Here is a 14,901-nt window from a genome sequence, read left to right on the forward strand (position 1 = left end):
GACCAGCATGACGGAAGCACGTAATAACACCCGGTTGCCATGTGGCGACCGGGTGCTTGACCTTTCCTGTACCCATGTCATGGGTATTCTCAATATCACCCCGGACTCCTTTTCCGATGGCGGTCGCTACAACGACCGCGATGCGGCATTGGCTCGAGTTGAGCAAATGCTGGCCGCAGGGGCGACCCTGATCGATATCGGTGGCGAGTCAACTCGCCCCGGTGCCGCGCTGGTCGGAGTTCAGGAAGAGCTCGACCGGGTGGTGCCGATGGTCGAAGCGGTGAAGGCGCGCTTCGATACGGTGGTCTCCGTCGACACCAGTACTCCAGAAGTTATCAGTGGTTCGGCGGCGGCGGGTGCCGGGCTGATCAATGATATCCGTGCGCTGACGCGTCCCGGTGCCATGCAGGCAGCGGTGGACTCGGGATTGGCGGTCTGTCTGATGCATATGCAGGGTGAGCCCCAGAGTATGCAGCAGGCGCCGGCGTACGAATCAGTGCTGGAGCAGGTGAACTCTTTTCTCGAAGCGCGGGTCCAAGCGTGCCTGGAAGCGGGTATTGAGCGCAGCAAGCTGGTGCTTGATCCCGGTTTTGGTTTTGGCAAGACCCTGCAGCACAACCTTGAGCTGTTTGCCCGCATGGAGCGTCTGCGACCGCTGGATCTGCCGATTCTGATCGGCGTATCGCGCAAGAGTATGATTGGTCAGGCATTGAATCGGCCAGTCGATCAGCGCCTGTCTGGCAGCCTGGCGCTGGCAGCATTGGCGGTGGCCAAGGGCGCGCGTATCATCCGTGTACATGATGTGGCGGAAACCGCCGACGTGGTACGTATGGTGGACGCGGTCGTTGCCGCAGGAATTTCGGCGATCTAATTTCAGGATACCCCTACATGGAAAAGCGCTACTTCGGCACCGACGGCATTCGCGGTCACGTTGGCACTCACCCGATCACCCCCGAATTCATGCTCAAGCTGGGCTGGGCAACCGGCATGGCCTTCAAGCATAACGGCCAGTGTAGCGTGGTGATCGGCAAGGACACCCGCATCTCCGGGTACATGTTCGAGTCAGCGCTGGAGGCCGGGTTGTCTGCCGCTGGCGCCAAGGTGCGCCTGCTGGGTCCCATGCCCACTCCGGCCATTGCGTATCTCACGCGAACCTTCCAGGCGGATGCCGGTATCGTCATCAGCGCCTCGCACAATCCCTATTTCGATAATGGCATCAAGTTCTTCTCTGCTCAGGGCACCAAACTGCCCGACACGTTGGAGCATGAGATCGAGCGGTTGGTGGATACCCCCATGCAGGTGGTTGAGTCCGGCGAATTGGGCAAGGTGGCGCGGGTTGAAGATGCCTCGGGTCGCTATATTGAATTCTGCAAAAGCAGCGTGCCGACGAGCACCAGCTTCAAGGGGCTGAAGATCGTGCTGGATTGCGCCAACGGCGCAACCTACAAGGTCGCGCCCAGCGTATTCGCCGAGCTGGGTGCGGACGTCAGCCTGGTAGGCGTGACGCCGGACGGGCTGAATATCAACGCTGGCGTCGGCTCTACCGATCTGGCGGCGCTGAGTCGGGCGGTGGTTGAGCGTCAGGCTGATCTGGGCATCGCCTTTGATGGCGACGGCGACCGGGTGATGATGGTCGACGCGCAGGGCAGCCCGGTCGACGGTGACGAGCTGTTGTACATCATGACGCTGGATCTGTACGAACGTGGCCTGCTGGAAGGGGGCGTGGCCGGTACCTTGATGACCAACCTGGGGCTGGAGCTGGCATTGCGCGAGCGTGATATTCCCTTCGTCCGTGCCAAGGTTGGTGATCGCTACGTCATGGCCGAGCTGCAGCAGCGCGGCTGGTACCTGGGTGGTGAGTCCTCGGGGCATCTCGTTTGCCTGCGGCACACCACCACCGGCGATGGCATCATTGCCGCGCTGCAGGTGCTGCGCGCGTTGCGCATGTCGGGCAAGACCCTGGCGCAAGCTTGTGAGGGCATGAGCAAGTGCCCACAAAAACTGATCAATGTGCGTTACCAGAGTAATGGCAGCTCGCCCCTGGAAGCGCCAGCGCTGCAATCTGCCGTCGCTGAAGCCGAGGCGCGGCTGGGTGATACCGGCCGCGTGCTGCTGCGCCTTTCCGGTACCGAGCCGGTGATCCGGGTGATGGTTGAAGGGCAGGATGCAGAACAGGTTGTGAAGGAAGCTGAAGCGCTGGCGGCACAGGTGCAAAAAATGTTCGGTACGGACTGAAAAGGCGGTTGTGTCGGTTGGGCAACTTGGTTAACATTGGCGCCCGCTTGAGCTGAGAGGTTAGGCATGCGTCGTCCGCTGGTCGCCGGAAATTGGAAAATGTACGGTACTCGGCAGTCCGTTGATGAGTTGCTGATCGGATTGAATGAGCAGCAGTGGCCGGACGAAGTCGACCTGTTGATTGCGCCGCCGGCGTTATATATCCAGCAGTGCCGCGAAGCCCTTGAGGGTTCGCCGCTGCGGTTGGCCGGTCAGAGTTGTGCGTTCCAGGCTGAGTCTGGGGCATTGACTGGCGAGATTTCTCCAGCTCAGTTGCGTGATGTGGGTTGTGAATTTGTACTCGTGGGGCATTCCGAGCGGCGTAGCCTGTTCGGTGAAACCGACGAGGTTGTCTGTCGCAAGTTTGCCGCGGCGCTGGCTTGCGGTCTTCGCCCCATTCTCTGTGTCGGTGAGACGCGCGAGCAGTATGACTCGGGTGAAACGGCGGATGTGGTTGGTCGGCAGTTGCAGGCCGTGCTGGATACCTTTGGTGTTGGTGGTCTGGCCCAGGGTGTAGTGGCTTACGAGCCGGTTTGGGCCATTGGCACCGGTTTGACAGCCACGCCGGAGCAGGCCCAGGACGTGCATGCGATGATTCGCGCACGACTGGCCGTACTGGATGATGAACAGGCTCAATGCGTGCAGATCGTCTATGGCGGCAGCGTCAAGGCGGAGAATGCGCATGCGCTGTTCGAGATGCCGGATATCGATGGGGGGCTGGTGGGTGGAGCCTCTCTCAATGCGAATGAATTTGGTGCGATCGCTCGTGCCGCGGGACAAGCTCAATGATTGAAACCGTAGTTGTGGTAGTACATCTCCTGGTCGCCATAGGCTTGGTTGGATTGATTCTGATCCAGCAAGGCAAGGGTGCGGAGACGGGCGCGTCCTTCGGTTCCGGTGCGTCCGGTACGGTTTTCGGCAGCCAGGGTTCGGCAACTTTCCTCAGCCGCTTGACAGCTGTGCTGGCCACTGTATTCTTTCTGACCTCCTTGGGCCTGGCTTTCTATGCCAGTCACAAGGCGACCGAGATTCGTGATGCAGGTCTGCCTGCTCCGGTCCTGGAAAGCGTGCCGGTGGCACCGATCAGTGAAGATGTTCCTGTACTTGAAGAGCAGGTCCCTCAGGCTCCTGCGGCAGATGATGTTCCTGTCGTAGAGTAAGCCAACAGTTTTGCGGAAGTGGTGGAATTGGTAGACACGCTATCTTGAGGGGGTAGTGCCTTAGGGTGTATGGGTTCGAGTCCCATCTTCCGCACCATTCAAACAGGGCCTGCAGCACGCAGGCCCTTGTTTTTTTCGGGCACAATATGCCAGGTTGTCTTGTTTGATGGCCGCGCGTATAATTCATGCCCTAGATTCGACGCGGGGTGGAGCAGTCTGGTAGCTCGTCGGGCTCATAACCCGAAGGTCGTAGGTTCAAATCCTGCCCCCGCAACCAGTCAAAGGCCCCTTTTCAGGGGCTTTTTGTTAACTCCGGACTTCATCTGAAGTGGCCGGAACCAAGGATGGGCTTAAGGCCCATTTTTTATTCATCAAAGATAGGCGGTGAAATTGTCCGGCAAAGTTACCGAATTGGAGAGCCTGTTGGTCCCGATTGTCGAAGCTCTGGGCTATCGTTGTTGGGGGATCGAGTTTTTGTCGCAGGGGCGTCATAGCCTGCTGCGCGTCTATATCGATCATCCCGATGGCGTCAGCGTGGAAGCCTGTGCGACGATCAGCCGGCAAGCCAGTGCGGTGCTGGACGTGGAAGACCCTATCAGTGGTGATTACACGCTGGAAGTGTCTTCTCCGGGAATGGACCGGCCCCTGTTCACGCTTGAGCAGTTCGCCGCCTATGTCGGCGAGCAGGCCAAGATCAGGTTGCGCGTGCCCTATGAAGGCCGGCGGAATTTTCAAGGTGTCATCCGCGGTGTGGAAGGTGATGAGGTTGTGCTGCAGGTGGAAGACCACGAGTACCTGCTGCCCATCGATAGCATCGATAAAAGTAACATCATCCCGCGGTTTTGAGCATTTTTCGGGCTCCAGTGGCCCCAATGGACGGCGTTAGGCGAGGCATACGATGAGCAAAGAAGTGCTGCTGGTTGTGGAATCCGTTTCCAATGAGAAGGGCGTGCCGCCCGGAGTCATTTTCGAGGCGCTGGAGATGGCCTTGGCAACGGCCACGAAAAAGCGCTATGAAGACGAGGTGGATGTGCGGGTGGCGATTAATCGCCAGACGGGCAACTATGACACCTTCCGCCGCTGGACTGTGGTGGTCGACGACAACTTCGAAGAGCCAGGCATGCAGCTGGCCCTGGATCAGGCCCACGCCCGCGATCCGGCCCTGAATGAGGGTGACGTGGTCGAGGAGAAGATCGAGTCGGTCGAGTTCGGTCGTATCGCCGCGCAGATCGCCAAGCAGGTTATTGTCCAGAAGGTTCGCGAAGCCGAACGTGCCCAGGTGGTAGACGCATATCGCGACCGTCTGGGCGAAATCATCAGCGGCACCGTAAAAAAGGTCACCCGTGACAGCGTCATCGTTGACCTGGGCAACAATGCCGAGGCGGTGCTGCCGCGCGAGGAAATGATTCCGCGTGAAACGTTCCGTACCGGAACGCGCATCCGCGCCTTGCTCAAGGATATCCGCACCGAAAATCGCGGCCCGCAGCTGGTGCTGTCGCGCAGCTGCCCGGAAATGATCATCGAGCTGTTCCGCATCGAAGTTCCAGAGATCGCCGAGGAACTGATCGAGGTGATGGGTGCGGCCCGTGATCCGGGCTCCCGTGCCAAGATTGCGGTGCGCTCGAAAGACAAGCGTATCGATCCGCAAGGCGCCTGTATCGGCATGCGCGGTTCGCGAGTCCAGGCCGTATCCGGTGAACTGGGCGGTGAGCGCGTCGACATCGTGCTGTGGGACGACAACCTGGCTCAGTTCGTGATCAACGCCATGGCGCCAGCCGAAGTGGCCTCGATCATTCTGGATGAGGACACCCACGCCATCGACATCGCCGTGGCCGAGGACAACCTCGCCCAGGCAATCGGTCGCAGCGGCCAGAACGTCCGGTTGGCCAGTCAGCTGACTGGGTGGACGCTCAATGTCATGACCGAGGACGACATCCGCGCCAAGCAGGAAGCCGAAACCGGTGACGTGCTGCGCAACTTCCTCGAAGAGCTGGATGTGGATGAGGAGCTGGCTCAGATTCTGGTCGACGAAGGTTTCACCTCGCTGGAGGAGATTGCCTACGTGCCCATGGAAGAAATGCTGGAGATTGATGGTTTTGACGAGGATATCGTCAATGAACTGCGGTCCCGGGCCAAGGATCGCCTGCTGACGAAGGCGATCGCCAACGAGGAAAAACTGGACGAAGCTCAGCCTGCGGATGATCTGCTGAACATGGAGGGCATGGATCGCGCCCTGGCATTCCAGCTGGCGGCCCAAGGTATCATCAGCATGGAAGACCTGGCCGAACAGTCCGTGGACGACCTGCTGAACATTGATGGAATCGACGAAGCCCGTGCCGGCGCCTTGATCATGGCAGCTCGGGCGCCCTGGTTTGAATAAACCGGTCGGCTGGCAGTATCACCCTGCAGCGATGCAGGGTACCGACTGAGGAGAAAGTGAATGGCGGAAGTGACGGTCAAAGAATTGGCTCAGGTAACAGGGACGCCGGTAGAGCGCCTGTTGCAACAGATGCAGGAAGCCGGGTTGTCGCACACCAGTGCGGAGCAGCAGGTATCGGACGACGAGAAGCAGCGCCTGCTGACTTTCCTGAAGAGCACCCATGGCGACTCCAGCTCGGAGCCGCGCAAGATTACCCTCAAGCGTAAAACCGTAAGCACTCTGAAAGTGGCGGGCAGCAAGACTGTCAACGTGGAAGTGCGCAAGAAGCGGACCTACGTCAAGCGCGACGAAGTGGATGTGGAAGCCGAGCGTCAGCGGGAGCTGGAAGAGCTGCGTGCTGCCGAAGAGGCGCGTCAGGCAGCCGCGGAAGCGGAAGCCCAGCGCAAGGCTGAGGAAGAACAGGCACGGCAGGCTGAAGAAGCGGCCCGTCAGGCTGCCGCAGCTGAGACTGCCAAGGCCCAGCCGGACACTCCGGCAGCTCCGGCTGCAGCGGAGCCGGTAGCGGCGCCCCAGGCCCCTCAGGCCGCCGCAGTTGCTCAAGCCGATGTCGAGGCTGCACCTTCACCGGCCGCGGCCGCGAAGAAGAAGGACGAGCAGCGTCGCAAGGCCCGCGCCGAGGAAGACGAACGCAGCCGCAAGCGCGCTGGCGGTCCCGGCAAGGGACGTGGTGCGCCACGCGGTGGCGATGACGAGGACGCAGTGTCGCGTCGTCGCGGTGGTGCCGGCAAGCTCAAGGCGCAGAAGAAACGCAATCAGCACGGCTTCGAGAAGCCGACAGGACCCATAGTGCGTGAAGTGGTAATTGGTGAAACCATCACCGTAGCCGAACTGGCTCAGAAAATGTCGGTGAAGGCTGCCGAAGTTATCAAGTACATGTTCAAGAACGGCAACATGGTGACCATCAACCAGGTGCTGGATCAGGACACCGCCACCATCCTGGCTGAAGACATGGGCCACAAGGTCAAGCAGGTCAAGGAAAGCGATCTGGAAGATCGTCTGGTCATGGCCATGCACCACGAAGGTGAAGAAGTCAGCCGCGCGCCGGTCGTGACCGTCATGGGTCACGTTGACCACGGCAAGACCTCGCTGCTGGACTATATCCGTCGTGCCAAGGTGGCTTCCGGCGAAGCCGGTGGTATCACCCAGCATATCGGTGCCTACCACGTGCAGACTGACCGTGGCATGGTGACCTTCCTGGATACCCCCGGTCACGCTGCGTTTACCGCGATGCGTGCCCGTGGTGCCCAGTCCACGGATATCGTCATCCTGGTAGTGGCGGCCGATGACGGCGTCATGCCGCAGACCGAAGAAGCTGTTCAGCATGCCAAGGCCGCCGGTGTTCCGCTGGTTGTGGCAGTGAACAAGATCGACAAGGAAGACGCTGATCCGGACCGTATCAAGAATGATCTGGCCGCGCGTGATGTCATTCCGGAAGAGTGGGGTGGTGACACCCAGTTCGTGCATGTATCGGCCAAGGTCGGTACTGGCATCGACGAGCTGCTCGAAGCAGTCCTGTTGCAGGCTGAAGTACTCGAACTCACCGCCCAGCCCACGGCTCCGGCACGTGGTGTGGTCATCGAATCGCGCCTCGACAAGGGCCGCGGCCCGATCGCCACCGTACTCGTGCAGAACGGTACCCTGCGTCAGGGCGACGTGGTGCTGGCCGGTCTCAACCATGGCCGGGTTCGCGCCATGCTCGACGAGAACGGCAACATGGTGAAGGAAGCCGGCCCGTCCATTCCGGTCGCTATCCTGGGTCTCGATGGTACGCCGGAAGCCGGCGACGAGATGACTGTGGTCGCCGACGAGAAGAAGGCCCGCGAAGTGGCACTGTTCCGTCAGGGCAAGTTCCGCGAGATCAAACTGGCTCGCCAGCAATCCGCGAAGCTGGAAAACATGTTCGAGAACATGGGCCAGGGCGAGAAGAAGACACTCAACATCGTCATCAAGGCCGACGTGCGCGGCTCGCTCGAAGCCCTGCAGAGCTCGCTCAACGAGCTGGGCAACGACGAGGTTCAGGTCAAGATCGTTTCCGGTGGCGTGGGTGGTATCACCGAAACCGACGCCAACCTGGCGCTGGCTTCGAACGCGGTGATCTTCGGCTTCAACGTCCGTGCCGATGCCTCGGCGCGCAAGGTGATCGAAGGCGAAGGCCTGGATCTGCGCTACTACAGCGTGATCTACGAGATCATCGAAGACGTCAAGAAGGCCCTGTCGGGTATGCTGGGCAGCGATGTCCGCGAGCAGATCCTGGGCGTTGCCGAAGTGCGCGATGTGTTCCGTTCGCCGAAGTTCGGCGCGGTGGCCGGTTGTATGGTCATCGAGGGTACCGTGTACCGCAACCGGCCGATTCGCGTGCTGCGTGAAGACGTGGTCATCTACGAGGGTGAGCTGGAATCCCTGCGTCGCTTCAAGGATGACGTCGGCGAAGTGCGTAACGGCATGGAGTGCGGCATCGGCGTGAAGAACTACAACGACGTGCGTGTCGGTGACCGCATCGAAGTGTTCGAGCGGGTGCAGGTCGCACGGACGCTGTAATCCAGCGACAAGCGCCAGGCGGTAGTGACAAGCGGTCCGAAAGGGCCGTTTGTCGTCTGTCCAGCCAGGCATGAACATATCGCCGCAAGCGAACAGCTATGCGCTTGCAGCCAACAGCTGGTAGCGTGCAGCCAGAGGTATATATGGCCAAAGAATATAGTCGTACCCAGCGGGTCGCCGATCAGATGCAGCGCGAGCTGGCTGTGTTGATCCAGCGTGAGGTGCGTGACCCGCGGGTCGGCATGATCACCGTCACTGCTGCCGAAGTCAGTCGCGATCTGGCTCACGCCAAGATCTTCATCACCCTGATGGGCGACGCCAGTGATGAAGATATCGCGCTCAATCTGGCGGCATTGAAGGATGCTGCGGGCTTCCTGCGAGTGCATCTCGGGCGGGTGATGAAGCTGCGCAGCATTCCGCAGCTGCATTTCCATTACGATGAGAGTGTGCGCCGCGGGGTGCATTTGTCTTCTCTCATCGAGCGCGCCGTAGCGCAGGATCGTCAGCGTTCCGAGGATGGTGAGGAGTAGACGTGTCGGCACCACGTAGCAAGCGCCGTGATATCGACGGCGTACTGATTTTCGACAAGCCGCTGGGCATGACCTCCAACGCCGCATTGCAGAAGGTGCGTTGGCTGTTCAATGCCAGCAAGGGCGGCCATACCGGCAGTCTCGACCCCCTGGCCAGCGGCGTGTTGCCCCTGTGCCTGGGTGAGGCGACCAAGTTCTCCCAGTATCTGCTCGACGCGGACAAGGTGTACGTCACCGAAGCGCGGCTGGGGATGACCACCACCACCGGCGATGCCGAGGGTGATGTGCTGGAGATGAAGCCCTGTCAGGTTACCCTGGCCGAGGTAGAATCTCTGCTGCCACGCTTCACCGGGGAGATCGAGCAGATCCCGCCCATGTATTCGGCACTCAAGCATGAAGGTCAGCCGCTGTACAAGCTGGCCCGGGCCGGGGAAACGGTGGAGCGCAAGGCGCGATCTGTTACCATAAGCCGACTTGAATTGCTGGGGCTGGAGGGTGATCGGCTGCGGCTGGAAGTGCACTGCAGCAAGGGCACCTATATTCGCACCCTGGTCGAGGATCTGGGCGCCGCACTGGGTTGCGGCGCGCATGTGTCTGAACTGCGCCGCATCGGTGCTGGCCCGTTTGACCTGAGTCAGGCGGTCACGCTGGAGACCCTCGAGGCGATGCATGCCGAGGGCGGTGCCGGAGCGCTGGATCAGTTGTTGCTGCCGATCGACAGCGGGCTGGAGGACTGGCCGGTGGTGAGTCTTACCGAGCAGACCGCCTTCTACCTCAATCACGGTCAGGCGGTGCGGGTTCCCGGCAGTCCGGCGTTCGGTATGGTCCGGCTGCGCGACCACGAAGGCCGGTTCATCGGTATCGGTGAGATGACTGATGATGCACGGGTAGCACCCAAGCGTCTGATGCGTTTCAATGGTTGAATGATTTTGCGGGCGTGATGTATCACGCCCGCTTGGAAGTTGACCCATGAGGGTCGCAACGAGGGTGGCTGTCAACAGGCACGGTCATTGCTCGATTCAAAACACGGAACCCCGGTTCCGGCCTGTTACCTCAGAGGAAAAGCTGTCATGGCACTGAGCGTTGAAGAAAAAGCTGCAATCGTATCCGAGTATGCCCGCGGTGAAGGTGATACCGGTTCTCCTGAAGTCCAAGTAGCTCTGTTGACTGCTAACATCAACAAGCTGCAGGGTCACTTCAAGGACAACAAGAAGGACCACCACTCCCGTCGTGGCCTGATCCGCATGGTCAACCAGCGTCGTAAGCTGCTGGATTACCTGAAGTCCAAGGATCTCGGCCGCTACAGCAGCTTGATCAGCAGTCTGGGTCTGCGTCGCTAAGACCAGCCCCGTTTGGACATGGCCGGGTCCGAAACCCGGCTGTGCCCAGAGTTTCCCCCAAGGCAAAAAACAGAGAGAGAAGACACCGTGAAACCGGTTATCAAACAGTTCAAATTGGGCAACAACACCGTTACCCTGGAAACCGGCCGCATCGCGCGCCAGGCTTCCGGTGCGGTTCTGGTCAGCATTGATGATGCAGTCAGCGTTCTGGTCACCGTGGTGGGCGCAAAAAACGCCGACGCCGGCCGCGACTTCTTCCCTCTATCTGTGCACTATATCGAGAAGACCTATGCTGCGGGCCGTATTCCCGGTGGCTTCTTCAAGCGTGAAGGCCGTCCCACCGAGAAGGAGACCCTCACCTCCCGTCTGATCGACCGCCCGATCCGCCCGCTGTTTGCCGAAGGCTTCATGAACGAAGTTCAGGTCGTCTGCACCGTGGTGTCCACCGACAAGACCACCGATCCGGATGTTGCGGCGATGATCGGTACCTCCGCGGCGCTGGCCATTTCCGGTATTCCGTTCGACGGCCCGATCGCCGGTGCCCGGGTTGGTTTCGATGACGTGCAAGGCTACGTGCTGAACCCGACCTACGAGCAGCTGAAGACCTCGCGCCTGGACATGGTGGTTGCCGGTACCGAAGACGCCGTGCTGATGGTTGAGTCCGAAGCGCAGGAACTGACTGAAGACCAGATGCTGGGCGCGGTCCTGTTTGCCCACATGGAATTCCAGCCGGCCATCGAGGCCATCAAGGAATTGGCTGCTGAGGCTGGCAAGCCGGCCTGGGACTGGCAGCCTGCTCCGGAAAACACCGTGCTGCTGGACGCCATCAAGTCCCAGTTCGGCGCTGGTATCAGCGAAGCCTACACCATCACCCACAAGCAATCGCGCTACACCCGCCTGGGCGAGCTGCGTGATGCGGCCATCGCTGCCCTGGCTGGTGACGAAGAGGGCAAGCCTGCCGCTGCTGAAGTGAAGGACGCTTTCGGTGAGATCGAATACCGCACCGTGCGTGAGAGCATCGTCAACGGCAATCCGCGCATCGACGGTCGTGACACCAAGACCGTGCGCCCGCTGAACATCGAAGTCGGCGTGCTGGATCGCACCCACGGCTCCTCGCTGTTCACCCGTGGCGAAACCCAGGCGCTGGTCGTGACCACGCTGGGTACCGCCCGTGACGCGCAGCTGCTGGATACCCTGGAAGGCGAGAAGAAAGACCCCTTCATGTTCCACTACAACTTCCCTCCCTATTCGGTAGGTGAGTGTGGTCGCATGGGTGGCACCGGCCGCCGTGAAATCGGCCACGGTCGTCTGGCCCGCCGTGGTATCCAGGCGGTCATGCCCGATATGGATCAGTTCCCTTACAGCATCCGTGTGGTCTCGGAAATCACTGAATCCAACGGTTCCAGCTCCATGGCTTCGGTCTGTGGTGCGTCCCTGGCGCTGATGGATGCCGGTGTGCCGCTGAAGGCGCCGGTTGCCGGTATCGCCATGGGTCTGGTCAAGGAAGGCGGCAAGTTTGCCGTCCTGACCGACATCCTGGGTGACGAAGATCACCTGGGCGACATGGACTTCAAGGTTGCCGGTACCGAGAAGGGTGTTACCGCGCTGCAGATGGACATCAAGATCAAGGGCATCACCGAAGAGATCATGGAACTGGCTCTGCACCAGGCTCACGATGCTCGTCTGAATATCCTCGGTCAGATGAACCAGGTGCTGCCGGCCTCGCGCAAGGAACTGTCCGCCAACGCGCCGACCATGATCAGCATGAAGATCGATTCCGACAAGATCCGTGACGTGATCGGCAAGGGTGGCGCGACCATCCGCGGTATCTGCGAAGAAACCGGCGCCTCCATCGACATCACCGATGACGGTACCGTGAAGATCTTCGCTGCCAGCAAAGATGCTGCCAATGCTGCCAAGGCACGGGTTGACGGTATTACTGCTGAAGCGGAAATCGGCAAGGTCTACACTGGCAAGGTCGAGCGTATCGTTGATTTCGGTGCCTTCGTCAGCATCCTGCCCGGCAAGGACGGCCTGGTACACATCTCGCAGATCGCCAATCAGCGTATCGAGAAAGTTACCGACGTACTGCAGGAAGGTCAGGAAGTGAAGGTACTGGTACTGGACGTGGACAACCGCGGCCGGATCAAGCTGTCCATGAAGGATGTCGAAGCGGCTGAAAACAGCGGCGTCTGAGTCCTGTCGTACCGTCCTTGCGGCGGTGCAATGAAGAACCCCGGCCTTGAGCCGGGGTTTTTTTATGCGCCGCAGTTGCTCAGGTCCGATCGGGCTCGCTGTTGGGATCGGCCGTGAGGTTACGGTCGGTAGCGGTTTCCGGCTCCAGAGGCTCGTTGGGATCACCATCCCAGGGCTTGCCGTCCAGCGGCTTGGCCCGGCCCAGCTCCGCTTCATCCAGGCCGTAGCGGCCACCTGCGCCAGCCTTGCCGACATCGGTGAGTTCGGTGTCGGCAGGCGTGGCCGCCGTTCCCGCTTCCTCGGCCGAGCGAGAGCCATCATCAGGATTGAGCGTTTCCGGGGTGGCCTCGTCAGCGGTCGGGCCCTGGCCTGGCATGGACGCTTCGGTCAACCCGGCTTCGCCAGCCCGCTCCACGGACTCGGCGCGGGAAGGAGTATTGCCAATTGGGCCCATGGGCCGGTCATCGGGGGCCTCGCGGTTGTCCTCTTCCGCCTGTCGTCTGGCGGCGTCGGTCAGCGCCTGCTCGTCGGGTTCGTGTTGATCATCACTCATCATTCACCTCCGCATCTCTGTCTTAGCAATGGACGCCGGGCGCGGGCAAAAGATTCCATGTTTGATCATCAGCAGCCGGGATCGATGAGTTGTCTATACTGATGGGCACACGGGCAGGCAGAGGAGATACCCATGTTTCAGGTAATGCGTATCGGCAATGACCGGCTGGAGATGGATATCGCCGGGCGAGTTGACAGCGATGGCATGCGCAGTGGCTTGCGCGCGCTCTTCACCCAGGCGCAGGGCATTCAGCATGGCCAGTTGCTGATGCGTATCGGTGAGCTGCAAATGCCTACTGCAGGCGCGATTGGTGTGGAGCTGTCGAACCTGCCGGAGCTGTTTCGGCTGACACGACAGTTCGATCGATGCGCGGTCATCAGCAGCAAGGACTGGATCAGGAAGATGGGAGAGATCGAAGGCGCCATCATTCCGGGGCTGGAAGTCAGATCCTTCCGGCCCGAGCGGGAAGCCGATGCATTGGCCTGGCTGGTTGGCTAGTCATACACACTGCACTACAGCATGGGGGTCGAAGTCCTTCCATTGGCCATCGCGCAGTTCGCCCTGGGCGTGTTCGATGTCCTCTGCGCCAGTGGCTCTGAAAGTATCTATTGCCTGTTGCCGTGAGTGGTCATCGACCCGCACCGCCACCAGCACGCCTGGTTCCCGTTCGGTGACCTTGGGCTGTACCTCGGCGGGTTGGCCGGTCTGTTCATCCACATCCGACTCCTGGTCGGTGCTGCTGACTGCCCCGATCAGTGAGCCGGTATAAGCGCCGATGCCGGCGCCGATAGCGATGCCGACCGGACCGATGACGGGGGCCGTTGCCGCACCGGCAGCCGCGCCGACCACTGCGCCGACGGCGCCAGCCTTCGCAGCCCCGGTACCGGAGTGGCGGGCACCGGGTGAGCTTTCATCATCTCCGCCAATGGGGTAGATGGCATGCTGGCCGTTGGGGTTGAGATAGAAGGCCGCCAACGCGTCCCGCCGGAAGCCGGCCTGCTGTAGCGCCGCCACAGCGGCATCTGCCTGGTCCTGGAGTTCATATCGTCCCGCAATGATGGTATGCATGAGCTTGACCTGCGGATTGCCTGTGTCCCCACAGAATAGCAATCCAGGCGCGGCTAAACCAAGCGGCTGCCGGCGGTGGGTACGCTGGCGATCTCCTCGGGGGTCAGTAATCGGTACTGGCCGGGACGCAGTGCCGGGTCAAGATCGATGATGCCCATGCTTTCGCGATGCAATGACGTCACCCGATTACCCACGGCGTGAAACATGCGCTTCACCTGATGGTGACGGCCCTCATGGATGGTCAGTCGGGCCTGGCAGGGAGCGAGCAATTGCAACTGCGCAGGGGAGGTATCAACACCCTCGCGGGCCAGATGAATGCCCTGTGCAAAACATTCAGCGGCATGCGCGGCGATCGGCTCGGCAGTGCCCACCAGATACACCTTGGGGATGCGCCGGCCGGGCTCGGTCAGGCGGCGGGACCAGAGGCCGTCATTGGTGAGAATCAGCAGGCCGGTGGTGCTGCGGTCCAGTCGCCCGGCCAGATGCAACTGCTGGCGCAGCGGCTCCGCAAGCAGCTCCATCACGGTGGGATGAACCGGGTCGCAGGTGGCGCTGAGATAGCCGCCTGGCTTGTAGAGCATCAAATACAGCGCGTTGTGCTGTTGCAGCACAGCGTCATCCAGCTGCACCCTGGTAAAGCGGTCGATGCGCTGTTGTCCATCCCGCACGATCCGTTCATTGACTGACACCCGGCCAGCGGCAATCAGCAGTCGGGCAGTCTGCTGGCTGTGTTGGGTATGCAGGGCTAGGAATCGATCGAGTCGCATCGGGCTATTATAAGCCTATCGACGGTTTGTCATGA

General features: G+C 60.7%; 15 protein-coding genes and 2 tRNA genes. 14 read left to right on the forward strand and 3 right to left on the reverse strand.

The features are described from left to right. The first annotated feature begins 7 nt into the window (after window positions 1–7). The 13 genes from folP to pnp all read left to right on the forward strand — a co-directional run bounded on the left by folP (window position 8) and on the right by pnp (window position 12,478). Entirely contained in the window at window positions 8–871 is an 864-nt protein-coding gene (gene folP, locus QAO71_RS02115; protein WP_036993256.1) for a dihydropteroate synthase, read from the forward strand. Between the two features lie 17 nt (window positions 872–888). Next, window positions 889–2,235 (forward strand): phosphoglucosamine mutase, encoded by a 1,347-nt coding sequence (glmM, locus tag QAO71_RS02120; RefSeq protein WP_280165125.1) that lies wholly within the window; start codon window positions 889–891, stop codon window positions 2,233–2,235. Between the two features lie 66 nt (window positions 2,236–2,301). Beyond that, window positions 2,302–3,063, forward strand: coding sequence for a triose-phosphate isomerase (gene tpiA, locus QAO71_RS02125; protein ID WP_036993130.1), 762 nt, complete (start codon window positions 2,302–2,304; stop codon window positions 3,061–3,063). Next, on the forward strand, window positions 3,060–3,434 hold the full coding sequence (gene secG, locus QAO71_RS02130; RefSeq protein WP_036993128.1) for a preprotein translocase subunit SecG: 375 nt from the start codon (window positions 3,060–3,062) through the stop codon (window positions 3,432–3,434). The genes tpiA and secG overlap by 4 nt, the downstream gene beginning before the upstream one ends. 12 nt (window positions 3,435–3,446) lie before the next feature. After that, window positions 3,447–3,531 (forward strand) — tRNA-Leu (locus QAO71_RS02135). A 103-nt stretch (window positions 3,532–3,634) separates the two neighbouring features. Then, a tRNA-Met gene (locus QAO71_RS02140) sits at window positions 3,635–3,711 on the forward strand. Window positions 3,712–3,824: 113 nt separating this feature from the next. Next, entirely contained in the window at window positions 3,825–4,280 is a 456-nt protein-coding gene (gene rimP / locus QAO71_RS02145; RefSeq protein WP_036993255.1) for a ribosome maturation factor RimP, read from the forward strand. 52 nt (window positions 4,281–4,332) lie between these two features. Further along, window positions 4,333–5,814, forward strand: coding sequence for a transcription termination factor NusA (nusA, locus tag QAO71_RS02150; RefSeq protein ID WP_036993126.1), 1,482 nt, complete (start codon window positions 4,333–4,335; stop codon window positions 5,812–5,814). Between the two features lie 60 nt (window positions 5,815–5,874). Continuing rightward, on the forward strand, window positions 5,875–8,412 hold the full coding sequence (infB, locus tag QAO71_RS02155; RefSeq protein WP_280165126.1) for a translation initiation factor IF-2: 2,538 nt from the start codon (window positions 5,875–5,877) through the stop codon (window positions 8,410–8,412). Window positions 8,413–8,555: 143 nt separating this feature from the next. Beyond that, window positions 8,556–8,942, forward strand: coding sequence for a 30S ribosome-binding factor RbfA (rbfA, locus tag QAO71_RS02160; protein WP_036993123.1), 387 nt, complete (start codon window positions 8,556–8,558; stop codon window positions 8,940–8,942). 2 nt (window positions 8,943–8,944) lie between these two features. Beyond that, entirely contained in the window at window positions 8,945–9,865 is a 921-nt protein-coding gene (truB, locus tag QAO71_RS02165; protein WP_280165127.1) for a tRNA pseudouridine(55) synthase TruB, read from the forward strand. A gap of 147 nt (window positions 9,866–10,012) precedes the next feature. Further along, the gene (gene rpsO, locus QAO71_RS02170) at window positions 10,013–10,282 is read left to right on the forward strand and encodes a 30S ribosomal protein S15 (RefSeq protein ID WP_036993120.1); all 270 of its coding nucleotides are present in this window, start codon (window positions 10,013–10,015) and stop codon (window positions 10,280–10,282) included. Window positions 10,283–10,369: 87 nt separating this feature from the next. Continuing rightward, window positions 10,370–12,478, forward strand: coding sequence for a polyribonucleotide nucleotidyltransferase (gene pnp / locus QAO71_RS02175; RefSeq protein ID WP_280165128.1), 2,109 nt, complete (start codon window positions 10,370–10,372; stop codon window positions 12,476–12,478). A gap of 79 nt (window positions 12,479–12,557) precedes the next feature. Here pnp and QAO71_RS02180 read toward each other — a convergent pair whose 3' ends face one another. Further along, on the reverse strand, window positions 12,558–13,031 hold the full coding sequence (locus tag QAO71_RS02180) for a hypothetical protein (RefSeq protein WP_074779312.1): 474 nt from the start codon (window positions 13,029–13,031) through the stop codon (window positions 12,558–12,560). Window positions 13,032–13,163: 132 nt separating this feature from the next. On the opposite strand from QAO71_RS02180, the gene QAO71_RS02185 reads away from it, so the two are divergent. Continuing rightward, the gene (locus tag QAO71_RS02185) at window positions 13,164–13,529 is read left to right on the forward strand and encodes an STAS/SEC14 domain-containing protein (protein WP_036993117.1); all 366 of its coding nucleotides are present in this window, start codon (window positions 13,164–13,166) and stop codon (window positions 13,527–13,529) included. Here QAO71_RS02185 and QAO71_RS02190 read toward each other — a convergent pair whose 3' ends face one another. Further along, on the reverse strand, window positions 13,530–14,099 hold the full coding sequence (locus QAO71_RS02190) for a hypothetical protein (RefSeq protein WP_036993116.1): 570 nt from the start codon (window positions 14,097–14,099) through the stop codon (window positions 13,530–13,532). A gap of 53 nt (window positions 14,100–14,152) precedes the next feature. After that, window positions 14,153–14,866, reverse strand: a complete 714-nt coding sequence (locus QAO71_RS02195) for a pseudouridine synthase (RefSeq protein ID WP_036993115.1) — start codon at window positions 14,864–14,866, stop codon at window positions 14,153–14,155. Window positions 14,867–14,901: the final 35 nt, after the last annotated feature.

It is taken from the genome of Halopseudomonas sp. SMJS2, assembly GCF_029866945.1.
Classification (GTDB): domain Bacteria; phylum Pseudomonadota; class Gammaproteobacteria; order Pseudomonadales; family Pseudomonadaceae; genus Halopseudomonas; species Halopseudomonas bauzanensis.